The sequence below is a fragment of the Novosphingobium sp. genome (assembly GCF_031424035.1).
Taxonomy (GTDB): domain Bacteria; phylum Pseudomonadota; class Alphaproteobacteria; order Sphingomonadales; family Sphingomonadaceae; genus Novosphingobium.
This window is the reverse complement of the sequence record NZ_JANPGP010000078.1, coordinates 1-26096: the sequence shown is the minus strand read 5'-3', so window position 1 is coordinate 26096 and position 26096 is coordinate 1. Positions and strand designations below refer to the sequence as shown.

At 62.1% G+C, this 26096-nt stretch carries 22 protein-coding genes and 1 tRNA gene; 13 read left to right on the top strand and 10 right to left on the bottom strand.

Annotated features, from left to right (window positions below; genetic code table 11):
- Positions 1-49 precede the first annotated feature (49 nt).
- Together RMO89_RS11870 and RMO89_RS11865 are read right to left on the bottom strand one after the other, a co-directional pair.
- The gene (locus RMO89_RS11870; protein ID WP_310533315.1) at positions 50-580 is read right to left on the bottom strand and encodes a nuclear transport factor 2 family protein; all 531 of its coding nucleotides are present in this window, start codon (positions 578-580) and stop codon (positions 50-52) included.
- Positions 581-649: 69 nt separating this feature from the next.
- Complete coding sequence (locus RMO89_RS11865; RefSeq protein ID WP_310533314.1) at positions 650-3022, bottom strand: TonB-dependent receptor; 2373 nt, start codon at positions 3020-3022, stop codon at positions 650-652.
- A 481-nt stretch (positions 3023-3503) separates the two neighbouring features.
- Between RMO89_RS11865 and RMO89_RS11860 the strand changes: the two genes are divergently transcribed.
- On the top strand, positions 3504-4142 hold the full coding sequence (locus RMO89_RS11860; protein ID WP_310533313.1) for a TetR/AcrR family transcriptional regulator: 639 nt from the start codon (positions 3504-3506) through the stop codon (positions 4140-4142).
- 14 nt (positions 4143-4156) lie between these two features.
- Here the strand turns inward: RMO89_RS11860 and RMO89_RS11855 are convergent, their stop codons facing one another.
- The 7 genes from RMO89_RS11855 to RMO89_RS11825 all read right to left on the bottom strand — a co-directional run bounded on the left by RMO89_RS11855 (position 4157) and on the right by RMO89_RS11825 (position 13220).
- Entirely contained in the window at positions 4157-4951 is a 795-nt protein-coding gene (locus RMO89_RS11855; RefSeq protein ID WP_310533312.1) for an enoyl-CoA hydratase-related protein, read from the bottom strand.
- Positions 4948-6126: an MFS transporter gene (locus RMO89_RS11850; RefSeq protein ID WP_409035544.1), complete on the bottom strand. Its 1179-nt coding sequence runs from the start codon at positions 6124-6126 to the stop codon at positions 4948-4950. The genes RMO89_RS11855 and RMO89_RS11850 overlap by 4 nt, the downstream gene beginning before the upstream one ends.
- Before the next feature lie 111 nt (positions 6127-6237).
- Positions 6238-6831 carry a VOC family protein gene (locus tag RMO89_RS11845; protein WP_310533310.1) on the bottom strand — a complete coding sequence of 198 codons (594 nt, stop codon included), beginning with the start codon at positions 6829-6831 and terminating at the stop codon, positions 6238-6240.
- 50 nt (positions 6832-6881) lie between these two features.
- A complete protein-coding gene (locus RMO89_RS11840; RefSeq protein ID WP_310533309.1) occupies positions 6882-8546 on the bottom strand; it encodes a CocE/NonD family hydrolase in 1665 nt (554 codons plus the stop codon).
- A gap of 30 nt (positions 8547-8576) precedes the next feature.
- Positions 8577-9845 (bottom strand): acyl-CoA dehydrogenase family protein, encoded by a 1269-nt coding sequence (locus RMO89_RS11835; protein ID WP_310533307.1) that lies wholly within the window; start codon positions 9843-9845, stop codon positions 8577-8579.
- A 23-nt stretch (positions 9846-9868) separates the two neighbouring features.
- On the bottom strand, positions 9869-12115 hold the full coding sequence (locus tag RMO89_RS11830; protein ID WP_310533306.1) for a CocE/NonD family hydrolase: 2247 nt from the start codon (positions 12113-12115) through the stop codon (positions 9869-9871).
- A gap of 400 nt (positions 12116-12515) precedes the next feature.
- Positions 12516-13220, bottom strand: coding sequence for a helix-turn-helix domain-containing protein (locus RMO89_RS11825; RefSeq protein WP_310533305.1), 705 nt, complete (start codon positions 13218-13220; stop codon positions 12516-12518).
- Positions 13221-13254: 34 nt separating this feature from the next.
- Here RMO89_RS11825 and RMO89_RS11820 point away from each other — a divergent pair, with 34 nt between their 5' ends.
- The 4 genes from RMO89_RS11820 to RMO89_RS11805 all read left to right on the top strand — a co-directional run bounded on the left by RMO89_RS11820 (position 13255) and on the right by RMO89_RS11805 (position 16633).
- Positions 13255-13884: a hypothetical protein gene (locus RMO89_RS11820; protein ID WP_310533304.1), complete on the top strand. Its 630-nt coding sequence runs from the start codon at positions 13255-13257 to the stop codon at positions 13882-13884.
- A 402-nt stretch (positions 13885-14286) separates the two neighbouring features.
- Positions 14287-14580, top strand: coding sequence for a DUF3489 domain-containing protein (locus RMO89_RS11815; RefSeq protein WP_310533302.1), 294 nt, complete (start codon positions 14287-14289; stop codon positions 14578-14580).
- On the top strand, positions 14580-15005 hold the full coding sequence (locus RMO89_RS11810) for a DUF2924 domain-containing protein (protein ID WP_310533301.1): 426 nt from the start codon (positions 14580-14582) through the stop codon (positions 15003-15005). The genes RMO89_RS11815 and RMO89_RS11810 overlap by 1 nt, the downstream gene beginning before the upstream one ends.
- The gene (locus tag RMO89_RS11805) at positions 15002-16633 is read left to right on the top strand and encodes a recombinase family protein (RefSeq protein WP_310533299.1); all 1632 of its coding nucleotides are present in this window, start codon (positions 15002-15004) and stop codon (positions 16631-16633) included. The genes RMO89_RS11810 and RMO89_RS11805 overlap by 4 nt, the downstream gene beginning before the upstream one ends.
- Before the next feature lie 212 nt (positions 16634-16845).
- Here the strand turns inward: RMO89_RS11805 and RMO89_RS11800 are convergent.
- A tRNA-Thr gene (locus RMO89_RS11800) sits at positions 16846-16920 on the bottom strand.
- A 308-nt stretch (positions 16921-17228) separates the two neighbouring features.
- Between RMO89_RS11800 and gpmA the strand changes: the two genes are divergently transcribed.
- The 8 genes from gpmA to lspA all read left to right on the top strand — a co-directional run bounded on the left by gpmA (position 17229) and on the right by lspA (position 26081).
- On the top strand, positions 17229-17915 hold the full coding sequence (gene gpmA / locus RMO89_RS11795; RefSeq protein WP_310533297.1) for a 2,3-diphosphoglycerate-dependent phosphoglycerate mutase: 687 nt from the start codon (positions 17229-17231) through the stop codon (positions 17913-17915).
- A 1-nt stretch (position 17916) separates the two neighbouring features.
- Positions 17917-18396, top strand: a complete 480-nt coding sequence (gene purE / locus RMO89_RS11790) for a 5-(carboxyamino)imidazole ribonucleotide mutase (RefSeq protein ID WP_310533295.1) — start codon at positions 17917-17919, stop codon at positions 18394-18396.
- 5 nt (positions 18397-18401) lie between these two features.
- Positions 18402-19454: a 5-(carboxyamino)imidazole ribonucleotide synthase gene (locus tag RMO89_RS11785; RefSeq protein ID WP_310533293.1), complete on the top strand. Its 1053-nt coding sequence runs from the start codon at positions 18402-18404 to the stop codon at positions 19452-19454.
- Between the two features lie 151 nt (positions 19455-19605).
- On the top strand, positions 19606-20091 hold the full coding sequence (locus tag RMO89_RS11780; RefSeq protein ID WP_310533340.1) for a dihydrofolate reductase: 486 nt from the start codon (positions 19606-19608) through the stop codon (positions 20089-20091).
- A gap of 7 nt (positions 20092-20098) precedes the next feature.
- On the top strand, positions 20099-21019 hold the full coding sequence (locus RMO89_RS11775; RefSeq protein WP_310533292.1) for a bifunctional riboflavin kinase/FAD synthetase: 921 nt from the start codon (positions 20099-20101) through the stop codon (positions 21017-21019).
- The gene (locus RMO89_RS11770; protein WP_310533291.1) at positions 21016-22119 is read left to right on the top strand and encodes a glycerophosphodiester phosphodiesterase family protein; all 1104 of its coding nucleotides are present in this window, start codon (positions 21016-21018) and stop codon (positions 22117-22119) included. Before RMO89_RS11775 ends, RMO89_RS11770 begins: the two co-directional genes overlap by 4 nt.
- 241 nt (positions 22120-22360) lie before the next feature.
- On the top strand, positions 22361-25378 hold the full coding sequence (gene ileS / locus RMO89_RS11765; protein WP_310533290.1) for an isoleucine--tRNA ligase: 3018 nt from the start codon (positions 22361-22363) through the stop codon (positions 25376-25378).
- Between the two features lie 184 nt (positions 25379-25562).
- Positions 25563-26081, top strand: a complete 519-nt coding sequence (gene lspA, locus RMO89_RS11760) for a signal peptidase II (RefSeq protein ID WP_310533289.1) — start codon at positions 25563-25565, stop codon at positions 26079-26081.
- Positions 26082-26096: the final 15 nt, after the last annotated feature.

Sequence of the window (26096 nt, the reverse complement as noted above, 5' to 3'; positions counted from 1 at the left end):
CGAATGCACACATCTCCCTAATATCGGCGCCGCTATTGCGGCCGGAAAACTACTTTGAGACCGAAGCCCGGATCGCCTTGAGGAATTCGATCTTGCCGTCCTCGCAATGCTGGCTCAGCACATTGGTCTTCATGTCCGGCTGATGCTCGCGATTGGGTTCGGGAACGTAGGGGTTGCCGGTCCATCCCTGCAGACGGCAAACGCGGCGCTTGATCCGCCAGCCCTTGTCGGTCCGGACCAGTTGGTCGTCGTACCAGCCGGTACCCAGCCAGTTGGGACCGCCTTCCGCATCGTCGCGCACGAGCAGCCAGTTGCCGTAGCTGAAGGCCGTGGCCGTTTCGCCGTCGACATGGATCACATGGCCCATCATCGTGTGCTGATGGCTGTCGAGCGTCTTGTGGAACATCTCGAACGACGCCTTGAACTCGTCGAGCCCCTTCCACCCCGCGCCGGCCGGGCCGAATACCGCCTCGACATCGTCGGTAAAGATCAGGTCGAACAGGTCCCAGGCACGCGCATCAAGCGCGAACCCGTAGAGGTTCATGATGTTGATGATTTCGACTTTGTCGTTCTCGGCCACGGCCGTAATCCTTCTGTTTCCGGTAAGCGGGGATGCGGGCATCTGAACCAGACACCCGCATCCATGTACTTAGAAGCTGAATTTCAGCGAAGCGCCAATCGTGCGTGGCTCACCGGGAACTTCCTGCGGATAGTTCACCGCATCGAAGCCCAGCACGGCAGCAATGTACTGCTTGTTGGTGAGGTTGCGGACATAGGCGCTGATCTGCCAGTTATCCCAGCTGTAGCTGGCATTCAGGTTAGTGATCGCATAGCCCGGCGTGCGGTACAGCGCGAGCACCTGGGTGGTGGTCGTTCCCGCGGCAATCACGCCCGGAATGCCGGGATATGCGGTACCTGCAGGCGCACCCTGGTAGTCGTTCGTGTAGCTTGAGGAATAGCTTTCCTCAGCCGTGAACTGGAACTTGCCGGGGCCGATATCCTGGCTGTAGGTCAGCGATGCGTTGAGCGAATGCTCGGGCGAACGAACCAGTGGCTGCCCCGTGAAGTCCACCGCTACCGCGCCGCTGGCGAGGTTATACTTGGTGATCTTCGACTTGGCGTAAGTGTACTGCAGGCCGAGGCGCAAGTTGCTCGACAGGACCGCCACGGCGTCAATGTCAAAACCCCGGCCCGAGGCATTGCCCGCGTTCGAGATGAACGGGGTGAAGGCACCCGCGATGACCCGGTTCTGCGTGATCTGGATGTTCTTGTACTTGTTGTCGAACAGCGCGACGTTGAGCTGCAGTTTGCGGTCGAGGAACTGCGACTTGAGGCCGACTTCCCAGGCTTCGATATCCTGCTGGCCGTAGTTCGTCGTGGCGAAGGCGCCGCCATTCAGACCGCCCGGCGAGTTGCCGCGCGCATAGCTGCCATAGATCGTCACATCGGGCGCAACCTTGTAGCTCAGGTTGGCGCTACCGGTTGTGGCGTCAAACGAAGCCTTGCGGAAGGTGATCGGCAGGGTTGTCAGCAGGCCGCCTGCGCGCAGCCCGAAAGCGCTGCCGGCAGTACCGCGAATGTCGTCCCGTCCATGACGGATGCCGACAGTCAGGTTGAGCGCGTCGGTGATATCGAACCCGACCTGAGCGAATGCCGCGTAGGCATCGGTTTCGGTATAGACCGGCTGGTAGAGCGCATTGCGCTGCAGGACGTCATACAGGAAGGCGCCCGGGCTGAAGCGCGCGAATGGCGTGTTCAGATCGAATGCCTTGCCGCCGCCCTGCTCTGCCGCGATGTGCAGATAGTAGAGGCCCATCAGGTAGCTGAAACGCCCGGTCTTGTTCGAAAGGCGCAGTTCCTGCGACCAGCGCTTTTCGGCGAACGGGGTATTGCCGTTGGCAATGCTCAGGCGGGTCAGGTCAAGGCTGGTCAGGATCTTCTGGCTGCTGTGCTGGAAGTCGGTCAGCGAAGCCAGTTCGCCCATCGGCGTATCGAAGCGCAGATCGAGCGTGACCTGCTCACCGCGGGTCTTGCCCGACTGCGGGTTGACGTAGATCGCATCCCAGACGTTGGTACCAAAGGTCAAGGCAGCATTGACTGCGGGATTCAAGGCATTGCCAAAAATCACCCCTCGGCCGAGCGGTGCGTCGGTGCGGCCGCTGTGCACTAGGGCGAGCGGAATGTTGTCGCGCATGATCGTGCCGGTAAGACGCGCGGTGACGCTGTCGCTGGGTTCCCAAAGCAGGCGAACGCGGCCGACCGTGCGGTCATAGCCACCGCCCCGGTTCTTCGTCACCGGGTCATAGGTAAAGCCGTCGCGCTTTTCGCGCAGGCCGAAGAAGCGGACCGAGAGCGTGTCAGAAAGTGGAACAGACAGCGCGCCCTTTACCGACCACAGGTTCTCGCTGTGAACCGAGCTCATCCCGTAACCGGCCTCGACATAACCGGAGAGTTCCTTGTCCGGATCGTTCGAGACAATGTTGATGGCACCGGTATACGAAGCGCGGCCGTAGAGCGTGCTCTGCGGACCCTTGGCGACTTCGATGCGGCCGGTATCGATGCGGCTGATCAGCGAAACCAGCGGCGGCGAAACGAATACGCCGTCCTGGAAGATGCCGACCGTCGATGTCGTGGCAATACCTGCCTGCGAACGGTTACCGAAGCCGCGGATGCCGATCACCGGGATCGGGCCATACAGCTTGAACGTCACGCCCGAGACCGCCGACTGGAGGTCAGCCAGCGAGGTCATCTTCGCGACCTGTTCCGAAGTGACCGCCGAGACGCTGCCCGGAATATCCTGCAGGCGTTCATCGACGCGGCGGGCGGTGACGATGATGTCCTGGATCTGGCCTTCGTCACTGGCGGCATCGGCAGGAGCCGGCTGCTCATCGGCGGCAAAGGCGGTGCCGGGAAGCGCGCCGGCAAGCGCCAGGGCAAGCGCCGTCGAAGCAAGGCCCCGCCGACGAATATCGGACAGAATGTCGCGCGGCGAACGAACGGAACCAGTGCGAAGTTTAGGCATCTTCCCCTCCATTGATGTTTTTATTTTCCTGCCCCGGTTCTGCCGCCCACCCGTTGGTGAACGCACATCCCGCGATCAGGAGTCGTACTCAATTAAAATGAGAGGTATCGCATAATGAGAGGTCCGTCAATAAGTGCGGGCAGGATAAATTTCCGAAAATGTGAATGACATTACAAACTGATCAACCCCGTGCACCGCTCTCTCAGGGGATGCTATATTACGGATTTAATGCAAAAATTGATCTCGATTGGGAGCGCGATGCGCCGGGTTGGTCGTGCATAGCCAGATAGCGACTGAGAGCATGCGAGTGGAGAAACCATCCCGGCAACGCTCTTGCACTTCCCGCGCGAGTCGCTTGGGCATGATGTTGCGCCGGATCGAACCGGCAATTGACACTCGCGGCTTGCGGACATACCACAAAATGACGCATGTCTCATTTGGCGTACCGCAAACTCCCTCCGTTGAAACCCAGACCTGACCAATGACCCGACCCAAGTCCCAGCTTTCACCGCGAGAAGCCAAGCGGGCACGCACCCGTGCACGCCTGACCGAGGCAGCGCTGCGCCTCATGGCCGAACGGGGAATCAATGGCACGTCCGTCAGCGAAATCGCGGCGGAGGCCGAGCTCGCCAACGGCACCTTCTATCTCTACTTCAAGGACAAGACGGAGATCGTGGCCGCCGTTTGCCAGGCCGTGACGCTGGCGATGCACAATGAGATGAGCAGCGTGCGCCTGTCACTCGACAAGGGGTCTGCGCGTGTTGCCTTTGGCACCCAGCAGTTCATCGAGATTGCCTCGGCGGAGCCCAACTGGGGCCGCCTGCTCATGTGGGCGTTCTCCGAGCATCCCGCAATCAAGGATGACGTGTCGCGATATATGCGGCTCGACGTGGCGCTAGGTGTTGAACAGGGGTGCTTTACCGAGTCTGCTGACGAATTCACTATTGATGCCCTGCTGGCGATCCTGCGCACCGGCATTGAGGCGCGGCTTGACGGCGCTGGACCTGAAGCCGGTGCCCGCGCGGCAGAATACCACCTCCGGATCCTTGGCATGAGCGCAGCCGAGGCCCACGAGGCGCGGATTGCGACGGACAAGATTGCCGAGCGCCGCGCCAAGTAAACTGCTGAGCGCAATTATCCCGCTTTGAATTGCGGCGCCCGCTTTGCCAGAAAGGCTGCGACGCCCTCGGCAAAATCGGCGCCCATCATGGCATCGACGAACCAGCCGATTGTCTCATCGGTTTCAGCAGGTGTTTCGCCTGAACCGGCCATCCGCAACATGCGCTTGCTGTGCGATAGTGTGTAGGGTGAGCCGCGTGCGATGGCACCGGCCATGCCGCCCAGGTCCTGCTCGATGTCGGCACCGCCGACCACCATGTCCACCAGCCCGATCGCTGCCGCTTCCGCCGCATCAAGTGGCCAGGCCGTGAAGATCATCCGACGCGCCTGCCCCGGCCCGACCGCTGCGACCAGCCGGTGATGGTCACTCCGCAAATAGACCGCGCCAAGCTTTGCCGGCGTGATGGCAAAACGCGCCTCGCTTGTCGCCAGACGAATATCGGCCGCCAGCGCCAGCGCCACGGAGGCGCCGTAGCAGGAGCCTTCGATGGCCGCGATCACCGGTTTGTCAGCGGTTTCGACCGCTTTCATCGCGCGCGCCATCGCCCAGCCATAGTTTCTCGCTCCCTCGGCGTCACCGCGCAGGCGGCCGAACTCGGCAATGTCATTTCCGGCGCCGAAATGACCACCGGCCCCGCGCAGGACGATCACTCGGACCGCGGGATCATTGTCTGCGGCAGCGATGAGGTCGGGAAGCAAACACCAGGTATCGAATAGCATGGCGTTCCGGGCGGACCTGCGGTCAAACAGCACCGTTGCCACTCCTTCGGCGATCTGGAGCGACAGCCCGCTCATTCCTTCGCCCGTCACGCCAGCGCCCTGACATCTGCGACAATCGCCGAAGGACGCGCAATCGGCTTCGCCAGCCACAGCAGCACCAGCGCCGCAATAGGGAGAAGCGGCAACAGCCACAGCCCCTGATCATAGGATCCGGTCCGGTCGAACAATGTCGCCATCGCCAGCGGGCCAAAGATCGCACCGATCAAGGTGATGCCAAAGCAGATTCCGAAGATGCGGGCATAGGCCGTCCGCCCAAACCTGCGCGCCATGACATAGCCCATGACGTCGATTTCCGCCCCCTGCACTGCCCCCAGCAGGAAGCTGGCGGGCAGCGCCCAGCGCATGCCATCAAGCAACATCAGGAAGCCCACAGCCTGGCCAAGGAAAAACACCGACGAAACCCCGCGAACCGAAAAGCGGTCTAGCATGACGCCGGTGAACAGCCTCCCGAACAGCGATCCAGCCGCCCCGATACCGACCACGGAAGCAATCTGGCCCGGAGAGGCACCATTGTCCGAAAGCAAGGCCGGCAGGTGAAAATTGCACCCCACCACTGCGAAGATGATCAGCGCGAAAGAGGCGGAATAAAGCCAGAAGTCGCTCGTCCGCAGCGCCTCGCCCACAGTGGACGAAGCATCTGGCACAAACGCGCCGCCCTTCGCACCCGCCGGTTCCAGCCGCCGGCCATCATTGCGAACCAGCAGAGCGACATTTGCCAGTCCGATCACGAGTGCGACCGCGCCTGCCGTTACGAAGGCATTGCGCCACCCCTCCGCCGCGATGGTCTGCGTGATGAGCCACGAGAAGCCCGCGACGCCCACGGCCAAGCCGGTGGACGTAATCGCCAGGGCAAGGCCCAGCCGCTCATCGAACCAGCGCTGCGCCAAGCTCATGAATGCCGGGTAGCTGGCGAGGTTGCTGGTGAAGACCGTCACCACCATGATGGCGACAAATTCGCTGTAAGACCGGGCCAAGGACTGGCTGGCGTAGCTGGCACAGCCCAGCACAGTGCCGATGGCGATGATCCGCCGCGATCCGAAACGGTCGACCAGGTAGCCGGCAATCGGCATTCCCAGTGCGTTGCACAACGCCGCGATCGAGATCACGCTCGAGAATTCGGTGCGCGTCCAGCCGAACTCGCCGGTCATCGATTTGAGGAACAGCCCCATCGGCTGCATGAGGATGGCGGGAGTCGCAAGGCTCATGCCGATGAAACAACCAAGCAGTACGAGCCAGCGCCTCACACCCAATTCTCCCGTGTGGCCGCCCCGCCCTTGTCGGCAGAGGTCGGCTGCAATCAGATCGGTCCGTAAACCCTAGCGCCGGTCGAGGCGGCGAGAGAAATTGACGCTCCAATCCTTCATCAACTGGAACTCGGGCTTGTCCGCAAGCTCCCTGCGCGTCTTGGCCTCGATTTCTTCGTTGCTGTCGGTGATATCCCAGGTGCTCGCATAGGGCTGCGCGACATGGAACGGTGTGTCGACGTAGGTTTCTACGCCATTGCCTTCGATATCATGGAAATAGAGCGACCACGCATTGCCATGATCGATGTAGAGGATGTCGGTGATTCCGGCTTCCAGCAGGTTCGCGTGGATGATGCGCTGATCATCGAGCGAACCGGTACGGAAAGCGAGATGGTCGACCATGACAAAGTCGGAATCCGCCGTCATGGCGCCGCCGACCATGGCAATCTGATGATGTGCGGAGGGGTCCTGGCTGAGAAACACCAGCTCCTGGTTCTGTCCGGGGACGGGTCCTTCATTGGTCACTTCAAAGCCCAGCACATCGCAATAGAAATCGCGCAGCGCAGGCAGGTTGCGCGCCGCCAGCGTGCTGTGTCCCATCGCCAGCCGGGGACGGACGCGGGCGCCAGCACTGCCGGTTGCGCGCGGTTCGGCGGTTGTTGCCATGATCGTCTTCCTTCAGTCCTGACCGGTAGCCGGCCTCATTGGTTGATCGTTCAGGCCGGGATGACCGGCACCAGGATGTGGCTGTCATATTGACCGCCGGTGTGGATGATGTGCCGTCCGGCGTTGCGGGTGACCGGATGCAATGCGATGCCGACGCCGGGATCGGCGGTAGCCGGGAACGGATCCTTGCCCATCACCACGACACGCATCTGCTCGCCGGCGTGGAACATGGTGCTTGATGGCCAGATCTCGATTTCCACGGGCACGATCTCGCCGGGTGACAGGCGCAGTTCGCGCTGGTGCGCGTGAACTGGCTGCCATGGCGTGGACTTTGCCTCGTCGAGCTCACGATGCGACACGCGCAGCCAGCCGTGTGCGGCATGGCCGAAGCGGAAGCGGGTGATGTAGTAGAAGTTTACCAGTTCGCCCGCCGCATCGAATTTCTGCACGGCGGCGAACAGGTCCATGTCGTCTGCACCTTCAGCCTCGACCCAGAGCTTGAGCTTGAAATAGCCTGTCAGTTCGGTTTCTTCGGTGAAGGTGTGGGCAAACACTGCCTCGGGCTCACCAGCTGTGGGATCGTAGGAGATCGACGACGCGGCGCTGACCGGCTGCGCGCTCAATGATCCGGACGAGGCGTCGAGATAGAACGGGACATGCTGCGTGCGCGCCAGCGGCCATTCAGCTTCCACGCGCTCGGCCCCGACATCGATGCCTTCGCGCACTTCCAGGCGCACCTTGGGCCAGCTGTCGACCTCGTTCTCGACCCCCTTCAGGAAGCGGTCGAAGAAGGCGATCTGGCGGCGCAGGCTTTCGGGCGTGTACATGTGCGCCCACTTGTTTCGGCCGTGGACATCGAGCCACTTCTGGTCCGTCCCCAGCCGGTTGAAAGCGGACAGCGATCCGCGGGTGTGGACAGCATGGTCGCTCCAGCAGGAAATGACGTAGGTCGGGACATTGATGTTTTCGACCGTCGGGACCTTGCTCTGCCAATAGTCGTCGAAGAAGGGGTGGACCTCCATCGCCTTGTCCCAGTCCTCGGCGCGGTTGTGGCTGCTGCGGACGGTGTTGTTCCAGAAGGACACGAAGCCCGGGTTCGGAATGCCTCCGTGGAAGGCGATCTCGCGGTAGAGGTCGCTCATCCCGTCATAGGGCATCAGCGCGGCCAGATGCGGCGGGCGCGTGGCGCCGGCGAACCATTGGACGATGCCGAAATAGGATGCGCCCGCCATGCCGACCTTGCCGTTCGACCATGGCTGCTGTGCAATCCATTCGATGGTGTCATGGATGTCGAGCCCTTCCTGCGGGGACCAACTGGTCACGTCGCCTTCGGAACTGTTGATCCCGCGCGGGTCGGGCACGATGATGGCATAGCCCAGCGGGCACCAGACCGCCGGGTCCTGCGCTTCGATCGGCGCGTATTTGGACACGACTGCGCCCTGTGTGAAAATCTGCCGCACCGGTTCGGGCCAGCGGTAATGCTTGCTGTAGGCGCTCCACAGAATAAACGAGGGCAGCGGGCCTTCCACACCTGCGGGACGAAAGACATCGGCATAGATCGTCACGCCGTCGCGCAGCGTGATCGCCACATCATAATCGATCGTCAGTCCGTCGACCGTCTCCTGCCGCGGGTTGAAGCCCGGATAGCCCCGGCCGGCCGGATCCAGTCCGGGCAGCATCACTTCCTGATCGATGCCGTTGATTGTCTTGCCCATGTCTTGCCTGCCTTTAATGGAGCTGCGCTATCAAGCGGCCTTCATCGGCGCTGGCGCAAAACGATCCAGCGTAGTGATCCCGGCGAAATTGTGCGGCTGAATGCCAGCCATCAGGCGGCCCCAGTTCTCCGACAGGGCTTCCAGGTTGAGCGCGCCGTGCAGGGTGATCACCCGCGCATCGCGCCAAGCGCGCTGGATCGGCTCAAACTTCATGATCGCGGTCGAACCCGAATTGCGCTGGAGCAGTTCGATGGCCTCGGCGCACCACTTCACGCTGAAGGCGGTCTCGGCAAGAACCCGCGCGCTGAACTTCTGCATGTATTCGCCATCAGCCGGCGTCCCTGCGGCAGCGAGCTCGCCAAGCCGGTCAGTCTCGGCAGCGTTTGCCTGGGCCATCAGCTTCGCCGACTGGATCTTGGAATGAACTTCGGCGAGCATAAGGTGAGTCAACGGCGCCTGTAGCTGATCCTTGTAGGTCGTGCCGCGAATGGGCCGGCCGCCGGACCTCTCAAGGAAGCGATCAAGTGCGCCTTCGGCAAGCCCGATCGACATGCCGGCCATCAAGCTGAACGCCCAGCCAAGCGCCGGGGCCTTCCAGATCGAGCCTTCCAGCCCGCTTTCGATGCGGGCGCTGGTGATGTCGCGGAAGTCGATGCAGCGGTGCTCGGGCACGAACAGTTCTTCCGCCTGGAGCACGATGGAAACGCTGCCCGTGGCGCACATTCCGGCCACGTCCCAGTCGTCGATGAACTTCAACTGGTCGAGCGGCACCTGCACGCCGAGAAGGAACGTTCCGTCACCGTCATCGGCAATGCAGCCAAGGTTGGTGTACGGAGCCCAAAGGGAATCGCTGCCAAACGTCCACGGACCGCCAGAAATGATCCAGCCGCCTTCCGTGCGCTTTGCGCGTCCCTTCGACGCCGGAAAATGGCTTGAGCCCGCCACGCGCGGCCCGACCCACTTGGGACCATAGACCTCTTCGATGACCTTCGGGCCAGAGCCGGCCGGGATCCAGTTGGTCGATGCAGCGACCCACGAAGTCCAGCCGGCCGAGCCATCCCACTTCGATACTTCGGCGATCACATCGAGCTGCTGGCGGACCGACAGTTCATAACCGCCATATTCAGTGGGGCTGCCGATGTTGAACACGCCGGCGGCGTCGAGTTCGGCAATGGTCTCGTCCGAGTGACGGCCCGCCTTCTCCGCTTCCGGTGCGCGCTGGCGCAGGGTCGGCCCGATGGCGCGGACGTTGTCGAGGATGGCGGCCAGCCGCTGCGACTTGTCGAGGTTTGCAGTCATTGCCTTGATCTCCGGTCTTGAAGTCACGATTGCGGGGCCAGCGGCACGATCGGCAGCTGGATGAAGCAGGGATGGGCTGGACCGGTGTGCACGGTGTTCACCGCCCCGGTGTGGTAGCTCTCGTCATATGCGCGGGTCGGCGCACCATCGGGAGCATATGGCTGGATATCGACGCGGAGCCGGCATCCCTTGCGGATCATCGCGGTGCTGGGGTTGAGCCCAAGCTCGATCTCCGCAATCTCGCCCGGCGCGAGCGGCGCATGGTCCGCTTCGGCATGGGTGTGGACCGGCCAGTATTCGGTTGAGCGCGCGCTATCGACCTTGCGGTGCGACACCTTGAGCAAGCCATGCCCCACTGGTGCCGCGAACAGTGGGTGCGAGGGGTGGATCGGTGCGTCAAAGCGCACTTCGCGGCCATCCTCATCGAGCACCCGCAGCGAAACGAATACATCCATGTCGCTCGCGGTCGACGACACCCACAGGCCGGCCTTCATGTAGCCGATCAGCGCCATGTCCTCGGCCATCGGTTCGCTGACGAAGGAGATGCCGGTGCTCCAGCGCGGCGGACCGCCAACCGGCCCCATCGGTGAGAGCATTGGCTGGCCGAGTTCAACCGCGGCATCGTAACTCGCGCTGGCTTCTGCAGTCGGCACGTCCTGAGCAATCCGCATCAGGTCGGTCCGCCGGCCGTCACCCTGCCAATCGGACTTCGTCGCATCGAGATACCAACGCCGGTACTCGGTCCGCGCAACCGGCCATTCCTGTTCTTCGACGAGGCGGTAGCCGCCGTCGCCGGTGCGGAGCTGGATGCGGACTGGGGCTTCGTCGGTTACACCGTTGTCGATGCCCTTCAGCCAATAGTCGAACCAGCGCTCGTGATCGGCAATGCTGGCCTGGCTGTACGATGCCGGAAACCAGGCGTCGGTGAAGTCAAACCGCCGGGCCTTTGCCGCGGTCGAGCGAATGAAGGTCTCGCTGCTGCCAAGTTGATGGATCACTGCACCGGCCTGCGGACCGACGATCCACACGGGTGCAGTAGCCTTGTCCATTTCAGGCGCCATGAAGATCGAGCCCGTCGGTCCGTAGGCCTCCGGATCGTTGAACGGCGTGGCAAGAACGCGGTCCATCCAGTCAGTCTCGCGGCGTTCTCCGCAAAAGTTTCCGCCCGACCAGGCCTTGTGCCACCAGGTCCAGAACCCTTCGCCGAAGATACCGCCGCCGTAGAGCGCTTCGTTATAGATGTCGGCGTCAGTGCCCTGTGCCACCATCGCCTTCAGGTGCGAGGGCTGGAGGCTCGCGACATTGTGCTGCGACATCGCCAGGTAGGACATGCCCCAGAGGCCGACATTGCCATTCGACCATGGCTGGGTTCCCGCCCATTCGATGGCGTCGTAATAGTCCTCGGCCTCCTGTCGGCTGAACGGAGCCTGCTCGCCGGGGCTGTTGCAGACGCCGCGCGCATCGACCCGGATGCAGATGTAGCCCTTGGGCACCCACACCGCAGTATCGACGCTTTCGTGGTTTTCGTACTGCAAGCCATCGGGGTTGCCCGAGAAGTAGCGATCCTCAAGCACCTCCTTCTCAAGCGCTTCCTCATCATTGCAGATGCATTCGTGGTAGAAGGCCTTGCCGTAAAAGCCCTTGGCCATGATCACCGGGTAGTTTCCGTCCTCAGCCGGACGAAAGACATCGGCGCAGACGTAGGTGCCGTCGCGCATTGGCACGCGGACGTCGGTCATCTTGACGATGCCGCGCATATTCCGGCGCAGTTCATTGCGGGCGGTCGCTCCATGACACAGCTGGCGCGGCCGGTTTGCGGCAAAGGCATCCGGCGCGGCGTTCAGATTTTCAAGCAGGCTGACCACTGCCGGATCGGCAACGAACTTGTCTTCCGGCTGGTTGAAGTTGATGAACCCGGGCCCGACCAGATCCTGCACGGCGGGAGCAATCGTTACCCCGCCTTCAATCTCACCAGTCCGGTCCAGCGTTAGCACCAGCCGCGCGAGATTGGTGACGACGGGAATGTGCAGGCGGTCGATCTTGCCATCGACGATGGGCACCAGTTGGGCGAGATTGACGCGCGGCGCGCCCGCAACCGACCCGATCACGAGCCCCCCGACGTAGAAGGTGACGGCCTCCCCTATACGATAGGAAAATTCGCCCCGCTCGTTGGTGGTGCCGCACAGTGATGGCGAGCGATACTTCAGGCCGCGGACCGGTCCGGCAAAAATGCCGACGGCGATTTCGCTTCCTGAATTGACGCTCTGCATTTCCAGTTCCCCGCAACATTCCCTCGCCATCGGTCATGACAACCAGACCAGCGATTGACCGAAAGTTTGCGAGAACACTTTGCAGACTTGCGCTCCTGTCCGGTCCTGCGTCCCTAAGGACACTCGCCGGCCATGGGCTTGCGCTGCTTCTCCCAAACTTCTTATTTGTAATCTGATTACAAATCTGCCCGGAGAGCATCCCGTTGTCAAGGCCCGTTCTCAGCCTCGCCACTCACGCAGAAAATGCGGAGCGCGAAGGTCCGCAAGTTTCTGATTTCGATTAATTCCTACGGGCAAAAACCAGCAACGTGACAGCCGTCGCCTCACCGAATGCCGGTCGCCGGCTGCGTGATGATCATGAAACCGCGGCTCGCGACTCGGTCGCCGATCCCGCCGTGTTTCAGCTGCGGAGCGGGTTCACTTGTCCCAGACAAGCCGCCACCATTGCCGTCACCAGATCCTCTTCCGAGAGGTCAGCGCCAATGGGCGAGATGGCTCCGAAGATCACCCATTGCTGCAAGGCCGCCGTGGTAATCTGCAGGATGGCCGAAGCCGCCTTCGCGGCGTCCGCCGAGGCAATCCGTCCATCCCTCGCCAACAAGAGCAGCGCCAGACGCTCGTTCCATGGATGGAAAGAATTGGAAATGGCACGGTAGATATCCGCGTCATTGAGCAGCAACGAAGTCTTGATGATGCTGCGGTTGCGTTTGTGCCAGGCCAGCATGCCCCGCACGATCCGCTCGACACCTGCCTCAAGGCTCTCATCGGACTTGGCTTCAGGATTGAAGAGCGCATGGAAGTACCGCCGCGCCCGTTCCCTGGCCCGCGCGTGAAGCGCCAGCAGGATCGATTGCTTGCCATCGAACCGGGCATAGATCGAGCCGGCACCTGTCGCCGACTCCCGGGCAATGTCATTGATTGTGATGGCTTCGTAGTCGTCCTTGCGGAGCAACTTTTCGAACGCATCGAGGATCCGGATCATCGATTCCTGGCTGCGGCTCTGCCGCGGCTGCCGGATCCGTTCACTCACTGCCTTGCCCTCCAATCGTGCTGCACTTAGACGCAAGGCGCAAAATACCGCAAGCTCGCTGGGCGCCACCACCACCTGTGACGGCAGTAATCAACGGAAAGGGAGCGCAATGGCCAATCCGTTCTTTGTCGTACAAGCCAATGCCATGCCGGGTAGGGATGACGAGCTGAACCGCTGGTATGAAGAACAGCATCTCGATGACTGTCTGGCCTGCAAGGACGCACTTTCCGCTCAGCGTTTCGGCAAAATCACCGGTTCGGGGCCGGGCAATTACGCCTATCTCGCGCTCTATGAAGTTCGCGATCCGCAAACTTTTGCCGACGATCGGAAGAGCAAAGAAGGCACCCCCCTCCTGCCAAGAACGACAGCGCTCGCTCTGCCAGCGCATGCCTTTTTCTACCGCCCGATCGAAGGACAGCCGGGTTTGCTCGCAAGGCAGGAACGCAGTTTGCTCTATATCGAGTTTCTCGACGGCGGGGCATCGAGTGACCTTGCCGCCCTGATGACCGAGCGCCAGCATATATTGTCTCAGGAGACGGGCCTCGGCTTGACAGAACTGATGCTCGTCGATGCCTTCCAGGAACGACAGGGCTGGCATGCAAGCGGGATTATCTTCGCCGAGGTTACCCATGCCGATGCAGCGTTGCCCCTCTCCACAACCGCACCGAATTCCAGTTTGCTCCGCGTAGCGGAATCGGGGCTTTACCAACCTCTATCGGCTCGGAGGATTGCCGCATGATTTTGGTTACTGCCGCCAATGGCAATCAGGGCAAATTGCTGATCCCGCGTTTGCTCGCGGCAGGAGCGCAGGTGACGCGGCAGCGGCGGCCTCGATAACTGGCGATCTTATCTGCTTTTGGGATTCGTTCGAAATCCCTCGAAAAACCGAATTTGGGGCGCAAAGCTCATAATGGCGATAAGCCGCTGGAACGGCGGCTTATCGCCACGCCCTTTGCCGAAGGCGCCATTCCGGATCGTCCGACAGAGCCGACATTCCATTGGACTTCCTGTAAATACCAAGCATTGGTGCTGTCACCGGATTGCGGTCCGCTTGCGGTGCTTTTGCCCTGACCGAGCAAATCGGCAGGGCCTTGGGTGGTGGGAGCAGCAATGCCTGCTGCACCGAACCGGAGAACCACCCATGGACACGACTCATGAGACAAAGCCCGCCACCACGCGCCCGCGCAAGATGGCACGTAAACCAAAGGCCAATGCTGTCTGCGTCAAACCGAAGCGCACGACCAAAATCGACCAGATTGTGACGATGCTGACCTGTGCGGCAGGCGCAACGCTGGATGAGTTGTTTGCAAGCACTGGCTGGCAACCACACACCACCCGGGCAGCGCTCACGGGGCTCAAGAAGAAAGGCCACATTGTCACAAGCGAAAAGCTTGACGGCGTTCGCCGCTATCGCATCGAAGGCGGAGCTGGCTGATGGGCTGGCTGGCAACCGACCTTCAACGGATTGCTGCACTAAATGGCGACACTTTGGCATCGGCGTGGGCTGACACATTCGCTACGCCGATGCCAGACGTGGCAACCTCGCTTTTGCGCAGGGCGCTGGCCCATGATCGGCAGGAGCGCAAGTTCGGCGGCCTACCGCAGGTGCTGCGCAAACGGCTTGAGACCGTGGCGGCCCATGAAACCTCTGCGATGCCGGAGCCACCACTGAGGCTGAAGCCGGGAACCCGACTGATGCGTGAGTGGAATGGAACCATGTACACCGTGCTGATAACTGCAGATGGGTTCACGTTTGGCGGCAAAACCTGGCGTTCGCTGTCGATGATAGCCCGTCACATCACCGGAGCGCGATGGTCGGGTCCGCGCTTCTTTGGACTCAAGCGAGCAACCAACGCATGAGCAGGACCAGTCCTGGCTCGGTGCGCTGCGCGATCTACACTCGCAAATCGACCGAAGAAGGCCTGGAAAAAGCGTTCAACAGTCTCGATGCCCAGCGCGAAGCCTGCGCGGCCTATGTCATGTCTCAACAACATGAGGGTTGGACTCTGGTACCAGACCTATATGATGATGGCGGCATCTCGGGCGGCACCATGGATCGTCCGGCGATGCAGCGACTGTTGGCAGATGTGCGTGAGGGCAAGGTCGACGTCATCGTCGTCTATAAGGTCGACCGCCTGACACGGCGGCTGGTCGATTTCGCCAAGATCGTCGAAGTTCTCGATGATGCGGGTGCCAGCTTTGTGAGTGTGACGCAGGCGTTCAACACGACCAATTCGATGGGTCGGCTGACGCTCAATGTCTTGCTCTCGTTTGCGCAGTTTGAACGGGAAGTTACAGGCGAGCGCATCCGCGACAAGATCGCTGCATCGAAACGCAAGGGCATGTGGATGGGCGGCCCGATACCGATCGGTTATGATGTCGTTGACCGCAAACTTGTCATCAATGCTGAAGAGGCTGGGATGGTCCGTTTGATCTTTTCGCGGTACCTGGTTGCCGCATCGCTTGATGCACTTGCGGACGATCTCGCGAAGCGGGGTGTTCGCTCGAAACAGCGAATGACCCGCACAGGTCGCGCATTTGGGGGAACGCCATTCCGCCCCGGCGGATTGCGGCACATCCTGGCTAACCGCATCTATCTGGGTGAAGTCAGCCACAAGGGCCAGATCCATCCCGGCGAACACGATCCGATCATTGACTGTCAGCTCTGGGACGAAGTTCAAGCTCGCCTGAACACCGCATCGAAGCGGCCTCGCACGGGTTATGTAAGCCCACTGGCTGGCCGGATCTTCGGCGCCGGAGGTCAGCGCCTCTTCAGCACCCACGGCAAGAAGCATGGCAAGCGCTACAGCTACTATGTCAGCAGCACCCGAGAGAATGACAAGGACTGGCGCCTGCCTGCGGGCGATATTGATGCAATGGTTCAACAGTCCCTGTCCGGCTTCCTGACCGATCCGGTCAGCATCAGCAGCGAGCTGGGTTCAATGGGCCTGACAGACGTTGCTATATCTCAGGCAGCTCACTTAGTCCCTAGTCCCGGTAACATGACATCTTTGCGCCAAACGCTGGACCTGCTGGACGCCAAGATTTCGATCGACACGTTAGCCCTCAAGATCGAACTCAGTCGAAGCCACCTCGCTTCTGCGATTAGGATGGACGGTCCGGCTGATCCCCATCCTGACCCCATCGTACTGGTCACACCGGTATCACTCAAGCGGCGGGGAATTGAACTCAGGTTGGTCTACGCGGCACCTGATTCGCGGCCAGCCAATCGCGACCCTCATCTCGTCGATCTGATCCGTCGCAGTTGGGCCGCATGGAAGAAATTAAATACCGAATCTCGGTCAACTAACCCGGTCGAGCGAAGCCATCTCGTCCGCCTGGCGCGGCTCCGCTTTCTGGCACCCGACATCACCATAGCGATTGTCGAAGGCCGTCAGCCGATCGAGCTCACTGCCCGCACGCTGCTGCGCTGCAGCGAGCTTCCGGTCGATTGGAACGATCAGCGGCGGATGTTTGGCTTCATCTGAACAACCTAGACTCACCTTACTGCCCGTAGAACCACCACAGGACACAAAAATGGCCATTAGAGAACTGCGCCCAGTTCAGGCCCAGATTTCGCGTTGATGTTGGAGTCTCTGTCCTGAGGCCGAATCACTTGAGCCTGCAGAGGCGCAGAACTGCGCGGGTTTGAGACTGGCCATGTGCCGGGATCTCAAATCCCGCACAAAAGACAGTGAAATGGTGCTGCTGGGGAGGATTGAACTCCCGACCTCAGCCTTACCAAGGATGCGCTCTACCACTGAGCTACAGCAGCCAACCATTTCTTCGCCGTCCCGCGAGCCCCAAGGGCCGCCGGACAGGCGGGCGCTATTGTCCGCGCGGGCCGGCAATGTCAAGGACGGCTTGAGCCCCGCGGCATTTCAGGCAAGAAATCAGCAGAGATGAGTGAAAAAGAGACACCCAGCACCCGAGAAGACCGCCTTGCCGCTCAACTGCGCGAGAATCTTAGGCGGCGTAAGGCGCAAGGCCGCGCCCGCGAATCCATCAGCGATCCGCCCCTTTCCAAACCGGACCCCAACCGCTAGGGGCGGCGCTTCCTTGCGCTTTGAGGGAGTTTGCACGGTGCCGCGCCTGATTCTCGTTCGCCACGGCCAGAGCCAGTGGAACCTGGAAAACCGCTTCACCGGCTGGTGGGACGTCGACCTGACTGAAAAGGGTGAGGAAGAGGCCCGCGCCGCTGGCCGGCTCCTCGCGGAAAAGGGCATGCTGCCCGACATCGCCTTCACGTCTTTCCAGACCCGCGCGATCCGCACGCTGCACTTCGCACTCGAAGCCATGGGCCGGCTGTGGATCCCGGAGACGAAGGACTGGCGGCTGAACGAGCGGCATTATGGCGGCCTCACCGGGCTCGACAAGGCCGAGACGGCGGCGAAGCACGGCGATGAACAGGTCAAGATCTGGCGCCGTTCGTTCGACATTCCGCCGCCTGTGCTCGAAGCCGGCAGCGAGTTCGATCTGGCCCGTGACCTGCGCTATGCCGGCATCGCGATTCCATCGACTGAGAGTCTGAAGGACACGATCGCCCGCGTCCTGCCCTATTACGAATCGTCGATCGTGCCGCACCTGCGCGCCGGATCGACCGTGCTGGTTTCCGCCCATGGCAACAGCCTGCGCGCGCTGGTCAAGCACCTCTCGGGCATTTCGGATGAAGACATCACCAGCCTCGAAATCCCGACTGGCCAGCCGATCGTCTATGAACTTGATGACGAGCTGAAGGCCACCGAGCGCTACTATCTGGCGGATCGCTGAGATGAACGCTCTTGTCGCAATCGTCATGGGCAGCCAGTCCGACTGGCCGACGATGAAGTGTGCCGCCGATGCGCTGGACAAGCTGGGCGTTGCCCACGACGTCCGCATTGTCTCGGCCCACCGCACGCCTGACCGGCTTGTCGCCTTTGCCAAGGGTGCTGAGGCCGAGGGCTTCAAGGTGATCATCGCCGGCGCAGGCGGCGCGGCGCACCTGCCGGGCATGGTCGCCTCGATGACGCACCTGCCGGTGCTGGGCGTGCCGGTGCAAAGCCGCGCGCTTTCCGGGCAGGACAGCCTGCTGTCGATCGTCCAGATGCCCGCCGGAATCCCGGTCGGCACGCTGGCCATCGGCGAGGCGGGCGCGACCAACGCCGGCCTGCTCGCTGCCGCGATCCTTGCAGGTAACGACCCGGCGCTGACCGAACGCCTAAAGGCCTACCGCGCCGCGCAGAGCGACGGCGTGGCGCAGCGGCCCTCGTAAGCAAGATGATCCCACCCGGCGAAACCATCGGCATCCTGGGCGGCGGCCAGCTGGGCCGGATGATCGCAATGGCCGCTGCACAACTGGGCTACCGCTGCCACGTCTACGCTCCCGAACCCGAATCGATCGCCGCCGAAGTCTGCGGCGGTTTCACCTGCGCAGCCTGGGACGATGCCGAGGCGCTGGCCCGCTTTGCTGCTGACTGCGCGGTGATTACCTACGAGTTCGAGAACGTGCCCGTCGCCCCGCTTGCGCCGCTGGCGGACAAGTTGCTGGCCCATCCCCGCGCGCTGGAAACCGCACAGGACCGGGTGGACGAGAAGACTTTCGTCGAGGCGCTGGGCGGACGACCCGCGCCGTGGGCGGCGGTCGATTCGCGTGCTGATCTGGATGCCGCAATCGCCCGCATCGGCACACCCGGCATCCTCAAGACCCGGCGCGACGGCTATGACGGCAAGGGCCAGTGGCGGATCATGACACCCGCCGATGCCGAAGGACTGGACCTGCCGGCAGCCGCGCTGGTCTACGAAGGCTTCGTCGATTTCCGCGCCGAATTCTCGGTCCTGATGTGCCGCGGCGCGGATGGCGATATCCGCTTCTGGGACACGCCCGAGAACGTCCACAAGGGCGGCATTCTCTCGGTTTCGACCATTCCGGGCTCTGCCCTTGTTCAGGACCAAGTTGATGAAGCACGCGCTCTGGCCGCCAAGGTGGCTGAGGCGCTGGGCTATGTCGGCGTCCTGACGCTGGAGTTCTTCGCCACAGAAAAAGGCCCTGTTTTCAACGAGATGGCCCCGCGTGTGCACAATTCGGGGCACTGGACCATCGAAGGCGCGATCACCAGTCAGTTCGAGAATCACGTGCGCGCGATCTGCGGTCTGCCGCTGGGCGATTGCCACCTCGCCGCCAAAGGCGTGGTGATGAACAACCTGATTGGCGACGAGGTGCACGACTGGGCGCAGATCCTCTCTGACCCGGCGAACCACCTGCACCTTTACGGCAAGGCCGCCGCCCGCCCCGGCCGCAAGATGGGCCACGTTACGCGGCTGATCCTCTGATGGCGTCGCATCAGCATTTCGCATACCCTTTCATTCGTCATCCCCGCGCAGGCGGGGATCCATCTCCGGCCGGTGCAAATCGGCGCAAGGTCAGGAGATGGGTTTCCGCCTGCGCGGGAATGACGAAGGTTTGTTCGAATCGCGCACCGCGATGAGCGCAGAGGTTTTCCTGATCTATGCCCGCGCCGAAAATGGCGTGATCGGCAACAAGGGCCAGTTGCCCTGGCACCTTCCTGCGGACCTGAAACGCTTCAAGGCGCTGACCATGGGCAAGGCGATGATCATGGGGCGCAAGACCTTTGATTCGTTCCCCGCGCCGCTCCCCGGCCGCCGCCACATCGTGCTGACCCGCGACCGGAACTGGCAGGCGCATGGGACTGAGGTGGCCCATTCGGTGGGCGAGGCGCTGGAACTGGCCGGCGATGAAGCAGTCGCGGTGATCGGCGGGGCGGAAATCTACGGCCTGTTCCTGCCGCTTGCCGATTGGATCGAACTGACGGAAATTGCAGGCGAATATGCAGGCGACACGGTGATGCCGCCGCTTGGGGCCGAATGGCACGAGGTCGCCCGCGAGGATCACGCCGCTGCGGATGGCAAGCCTGCCCATGCTTTCGTCACGCTCAAGCGGGGCCTATAGCCGCGCCATGATCCGGCTAGATCACCGCGAATCCATGCCCGAAACCCTGCGCGGCGCGATCCTGGCGCTGGGCAATTTCGACGGGTTCCACCTTGGCCATCAGGCCGTGGTCGGCGAGGCGCTGCGTTGGGCGCGCGCAGAGCAACGCCCCTGCATCGTCGCTACATTCGATCCGCATCCCATGCGCTACTTCCGCCCGCAGGCCGAGCCCTTCCGCCTGACCACGCTCGACCAGCGCGAACGGCTTTTTGCCGAGTTCGGGGCCGATGCCATGCTGGTGTTCCACTTCGATGGCGCGCTGGCCGGAATGTCCGCGCAGGATTTTGCCGCCGGCTTGCTCGCCGGTCATCTCGGTGCCGCTGGAGTCGTCACCGGCGAGGATTTCACTTTCGGGCAGGGACGCGGCGGGACCGCCGCAACCTTTGCCGAATATGGCCTGCCCGCGCGCACCGTCGGCGCGGTGACGGATGGCGATGGGCCGGTCTCATCCAGCCGCATCCGCACCGCCCTTCGCGTTGGCAACTGCGAAGAAGCCACGCGGCTGCTGACCCGGCCTTTCGCAGTGCGCGGGGCGGTCCAGCATGGCGACAAGAACGGGCGGCTGCTTGGCTTTCCCACCGCCAATATCGACATGGGCAACTACCTGCGCCCGCGCTACGGCATCTACGCCGTCACCGGCCACCTGCCCGATGGCCGCGTGCTGAAAGGCGCGGCGAACCTTGGTGTGCGGCCGACTTTCGATCCGCCCAAGGAGCTGCTGGAGCCGCACTTCTTCGATTTTGCCGAAGACCTTTATGGCCAGGAAATCGAAGTCGCGTTCCACAAGTTCTTGCGGGGAGAGGAAAAATTCTCCAGCCTTGAATCTCTGAAGGACCAGATGGCGCGCGATTGCGCCCTGGCTAAAGAGGTTCTGGGGGCTGAACTTTGAGCGACTACGAAGACGCGGACGATGACCTGCCGCCGCCGCAGAACCGCACCATCGTCTGGCTGAAACGCGTGGGCCTCGCGCTCGCGGTGCTGCTGCTGGTGCTCACCGTGGTCAATGCCAGCTGGATGGTCAAAGGCCCGCCGGGCTACGTCAAGCTGCTCGCCCATCGCGGCACGATGCAGCAGTTCGATCATTCCGGCGTCACCGACGAAAGCTGCACAGCCACCCGCATCGAAAAGCCGGTGCACGATTTCCTTGAGGACACGATCGAAGGCATCACACAGGCGGGCCGGCTCGGCGCGCAGATGATCCGCATTGATGTTGCCCCCACCAAGGATCGCTACATCGTGCTGTTCCATGACTGGACGCTCGATTGCCGCACCAATGGCAAAGGCGAGGTGCGCGGGCACACCTGGGCGGAACTGAAGGCGCTCGACATCGGCTATGGCTATACGGCGGACGGCGGAAAGACTTTCCCGTTTCGCGGTCAAGGCGTCGGCAAGATGCCGCTGCTCACCGATACGCTGGCCTTCGTTCCCGATACGGCGCTGCTTTACAACCTCAAGTCGAAGGACCCGGCCGAAGCCGACCTGCTGATCGCCACGCTGAAGGATGCGGGCCGCGACGTGGTGAAGCGCGGCGACGGTTTTCAGGGCGCCCCGGCGCAGGTCGATCGCTTCCGCAAGGCCTTCCCCGGCGCCTGGGCCTTCAGTGCCGAGGGCGCAAAACAGTGCAGCAAGGATTACCTGCTGCAAGGCTGGCTGACCAAGGTGCCGGAAAGCTGCAAGGGCGGCACGCTGATGGTCCCGCTCAATTACCAGTGGGCCTTCGCCGGCTGGCCGAACAAGACGCAGAACCGCATGAAGGAAGCGGGCGCGCGGATCCTGCTGACCGGACCTTATGGTCAGGAGCACGCCGGAACCGGGCTCGACCTGCCCGAACAGATCGGCAAGGTGCCGGCGAGCTTTGTCGGCACGGTCTGGGTGGATGACATCTACGCCATCGGCCCGGCGCTGCGCCCCGCCTACAACAAGCGCCGCCCCGATCAGGATCAGGCGCTGGCCGAAGCACTCGCCGCACGGCGCAAGGCGCGGGAGTAGAAGGGGTTCGCGCAAAGGCCGCAAAGAGTGCAAAGAGTGTTGCTTTTGCGGCGAAGCCGCCCTTCAGGCAGGCAAGCTCTCGCCAGACTGCTTCGATAGCCTTCGGCGCATAACCTCTCTGCGCCCTTTGCGGTCTCTGCGCGAGAAATCCCTTTGCTTCTTTCCTTCTTCGCGATCTTTGCGGCCTTTGCGCGAACCAGAAATTGCGAAACCGTGCCTCGCCCGCTAAGGCCCGCCGCGTATGACTGACAAGCGCGACTTTAGAGACACCGTCTTCCTGCCGAAGACCGATTTCCCCATGAAGGCCGGCCTTCCGCAAAAGGAGCCCGGCATCCTGTCGCGCTGGCAGGACGAGGGCATTTACCAGCAGCTTCGCGAGGCGCGCGAAGGGCGGGAAAAGTTCATCCTTCATGATGGCCCGCCCTATGCCAATGGCGACATGCACATCGGCCACGCGCTTAACCATATCCTGAAAGACATGGTGGTCCGCACGCAAAGCTTGGCTGGCAAGGACGCGCCCTATGTTCCCGGCTGGGACTGCCACGGCCTGCCGATCGAGTGGAAGGTCGAGGAACAGTACCGCAAGAAGAAGCTCAACAAGGACGAGGTTCCGGCCGCCGAATTCCGCGCCGAATGCCGCGCCTATGCCCAGCACTGGGTCGATACCCAGCGCGAACAGCTCAAGCGGCTCGGCATCAATGGCGATTGGGACAATCCCTATCTGACCATGGATTTCCAGGCCGAGGCGACCATCGTTTCGGAACTGATGAAGTTTGCGGAGTCGGGCCAGCTCTATCGCGGCGCCAAGCCGGTGATGTGGTCGCCGGTCGAAAAGACCGCGCTGGCCGAGGCCGAGGTCGAGTACGAGGATATCGTCTCGACGCAGATCGACGTGGCGTTTCAGATTGATGAGAGCCCAATTGAGGAGCTTGGTGGCGCCTTTGCCGTGATCTGGACAACCACGCCGTGGACAATCCCAGTCAATCAGGCAATCGCCTATGGGCCTGAGATTGAATACGTCCTCGGCATGCCCGCTTTCGTGAACGTGTCCGATGAAGCGATGCAGTGCATTGTGACCTCACCCACGTTCAATGAGTTCTTTGTTCGCCCGGTGCTGATTGCTTCAGAATTGGTCAGCAGCTTCGTCGCTCGCGTGAACGGAATGCTGAAGCAGCTTGAATTGGGTCAGTACGGTTCGCCCGACGCGAAGTTTGAATTGGTCGTTGAGTCCCGCATCAAAGGCTCCGACCTCGCCGGAACCATCGCCCGCCACCCGATGCACGCGCTCGGCGGCTTCTTCGCCAAGCCGCGTCCGTTCCTGCCCGGCGACTTCGTCACCACCGAAAGCGGCACCGGCCTCGTCCATATGGCGCCCGACCACGGCGAGGACGACTTCCTGCTGTGCAAGGCCAACGGGATCGAGCCGGTCTTCGCGGTCGAGGGCGATGGCAAGTACCGCGAAGACTGGGCATGGCTCGGCGGCGAGGGTTCGGTCATCAACCCGAAGTTCAACGCGCCCGACGGCCCGATCTGCACCGCGCTTCGCGAAGCCGGCGGACTGCTCGCCGCCTCGGCCGACTACAAGCATAGCTACCCGCATTCGTGGCGGTCCAAGGCCAAGGTGATCTTCCGCTGCACCCCGCAGTGGTTCGTGCCGATGGACAAGAAGGTCGACCGGCAAGCTGCGCTCTGCGCCACCGAAGCCGGCATCCGCGCCGAGCAGGGCGAAGGCGAAACGCTGCGTGACCTCGCGCTCAAGGCCATCACCGACACCCGCTGGGTCCCCGCCAAGGGGGAGAACCGCATCCGCTCGATGGTCGAAGGCCGCCCGGACTGGGTGCTGAGCCGCCAGCGTGCTTGGGGCGTGCCGATCACGCTGTTCGTCAATCGCAAGACCGGCCAGTACCTCTGCGATCCGGCGGTCAACGCGCGGATCATCGCCGGCGTGCGCGAAGCGGGCGTCGATGCCTGGACCGAGGAACGCGCGCAGGAATACCTCGGCGCGGATTACATCGCCGACGATTTCGAGCGCGTCACCGACATTCTCGACGTGTGGTTCGATTCGGGCTGCACCCATTCGTTCGTGCTCGAAAGCGGGCGCTGGCCGGGGATGCAATGGCCCGCCGACCTCTACCTTGAAGGCAGCGACCAGCATCGCGGCTGGTTCCAGTCGAGCCTGCTGCAAAGCTGCGGTACGCGCGGCCGCGCGCCGTACAATGCGGTGCTGACTCACGGCTTCACCATGGACGCCAAGGGCATGAAAATGTCCAAGTCGCTCGGCAACACGATCAGCCCGCTGAAGGTGATGGAAACCAACGGCGCGGACATCATCCGGCTGTGGGCGCTGTCGGTCGACTATACCGAGGACCACCGCATCGGTGACGAGATCCTCAAGGGCGTGGCCGACCAGTACCGCAAGCTGCGCAACACCTTCCGCTACCTGCTGGGCGCGCTGGACGAGTTCAGCGAGGCCGAGAAGGTGGGCGTGGAGGCCATGCCCGAGCTGGAACGCTATGTGCTGGCGCTGCTGGCCAAGCTGGACGCGACATTGAAGCAAGCGGTGGCGGACTTCGATTTCAACACTTACGTGCGCGCGCTGACTGACTTCTGCAACGAGGATCTGTCGGCGTTCTTCTTCGATATCCGCAAGGACTCGCTCTATTGCGACGCGGCGACCGATCCCAAGCGGATGGCCTATCGCACGGTGCTGGACATGCTGTTCCATGCGCTCGTCCGCTACGCTGCGCCGGTGCTGGTGTTTACCTCGGAAGAGGTTTGGGGGACTCGGTTCCCGGATGCGGGTAGCGTCCACCTACTTGAATGGCCGGAAGTTGATGCCAATTGGGATAATGATGCCCTTCTCCAGACATGGAGACTGATCCGCTCTGTTCGAGAACAGGCATTCAATGTGCTTGAGCCGATGCGAAGGTCGAAGGAAATTGGCTCAAGTCTTATCGCCGATCTGCGGATCGAGCCTGCGAAGAGTGAAAACTTCGATGTTTTGAAGAATGTGGATCTTGCTGAAGTCCTTTTGTGTGCTTCAGTGACAGTGAGCAAACCGACAAACGGATTTACGGTCATCAGCACCAATCCTGACGATCCAGAGACACCATATTCCTATGGCGGATCCTTGATTGCTGGATTCATCTCTAACCACCACAAATGCGGCCGCTGCTGGCGGCACCTGCCCGATGTCGCCGAGGACGGCGATCTCTGTTCACGTTGCGATAACGTCGTCGCGGGCATGGACGCGGCATGAGGGTAACGCTGCCTCTCCGCCAAGCTCGTCATGCTGAACTTGTTTCAGCATCCATCGGGCCGCGCGTTCGGCACTCTCGGAATGGGCGCAACGGCACCGTTCACATGCCCAACAACGCTTTGGTGCGCGCGGCGAAATGGATCCTGAAACACGTTCAGGATGACGATACCGGGGGCGGGCTTTGATGAATCGCCCCCGCCGCCTCGGCTTCCTGATCGCCGCCGTCATCTTCATCGCTGATCAGGCGCTGAAGTGGCTCGTCATGGGCCCGCTCGCGCTGCGAGACCGGTTCCTGCAGCAGATCGATATCCTGCCTTTCTTCCGCCTGACCTGGGCAGAGAACCGGGGTATTTCGCTCGGGCTGTTCACGGCCGAGGGAGAAACCGGGCGCTGGATCCTCGTCGCAGTCACCGCGCTGATCGCCTGCGGCGTGGTCTACTGGATCCTGCGCGAGACGGCGAAGGCGGATATCCTTGCTCTCGGTGCGGTGCTGGGCGGGGCGCTCGGCAACATCGTCGACCGTGTGCGGCTGGGCTATGTCGCCGACTATGCCGACCTCCATTTCGGCGAATTTCGTCCCTTCATGATCTTCAACCTTGCCGATGCGGCCATTTCCATCGGCGTTTTGATAGTGCTTGCCCGTTCGCTGCTTTCGCGCGAAAAGGCAGATAACCAACCGGCGGGTTCCGCCTCGGAGAGCTGATACATGCGTAAGTCC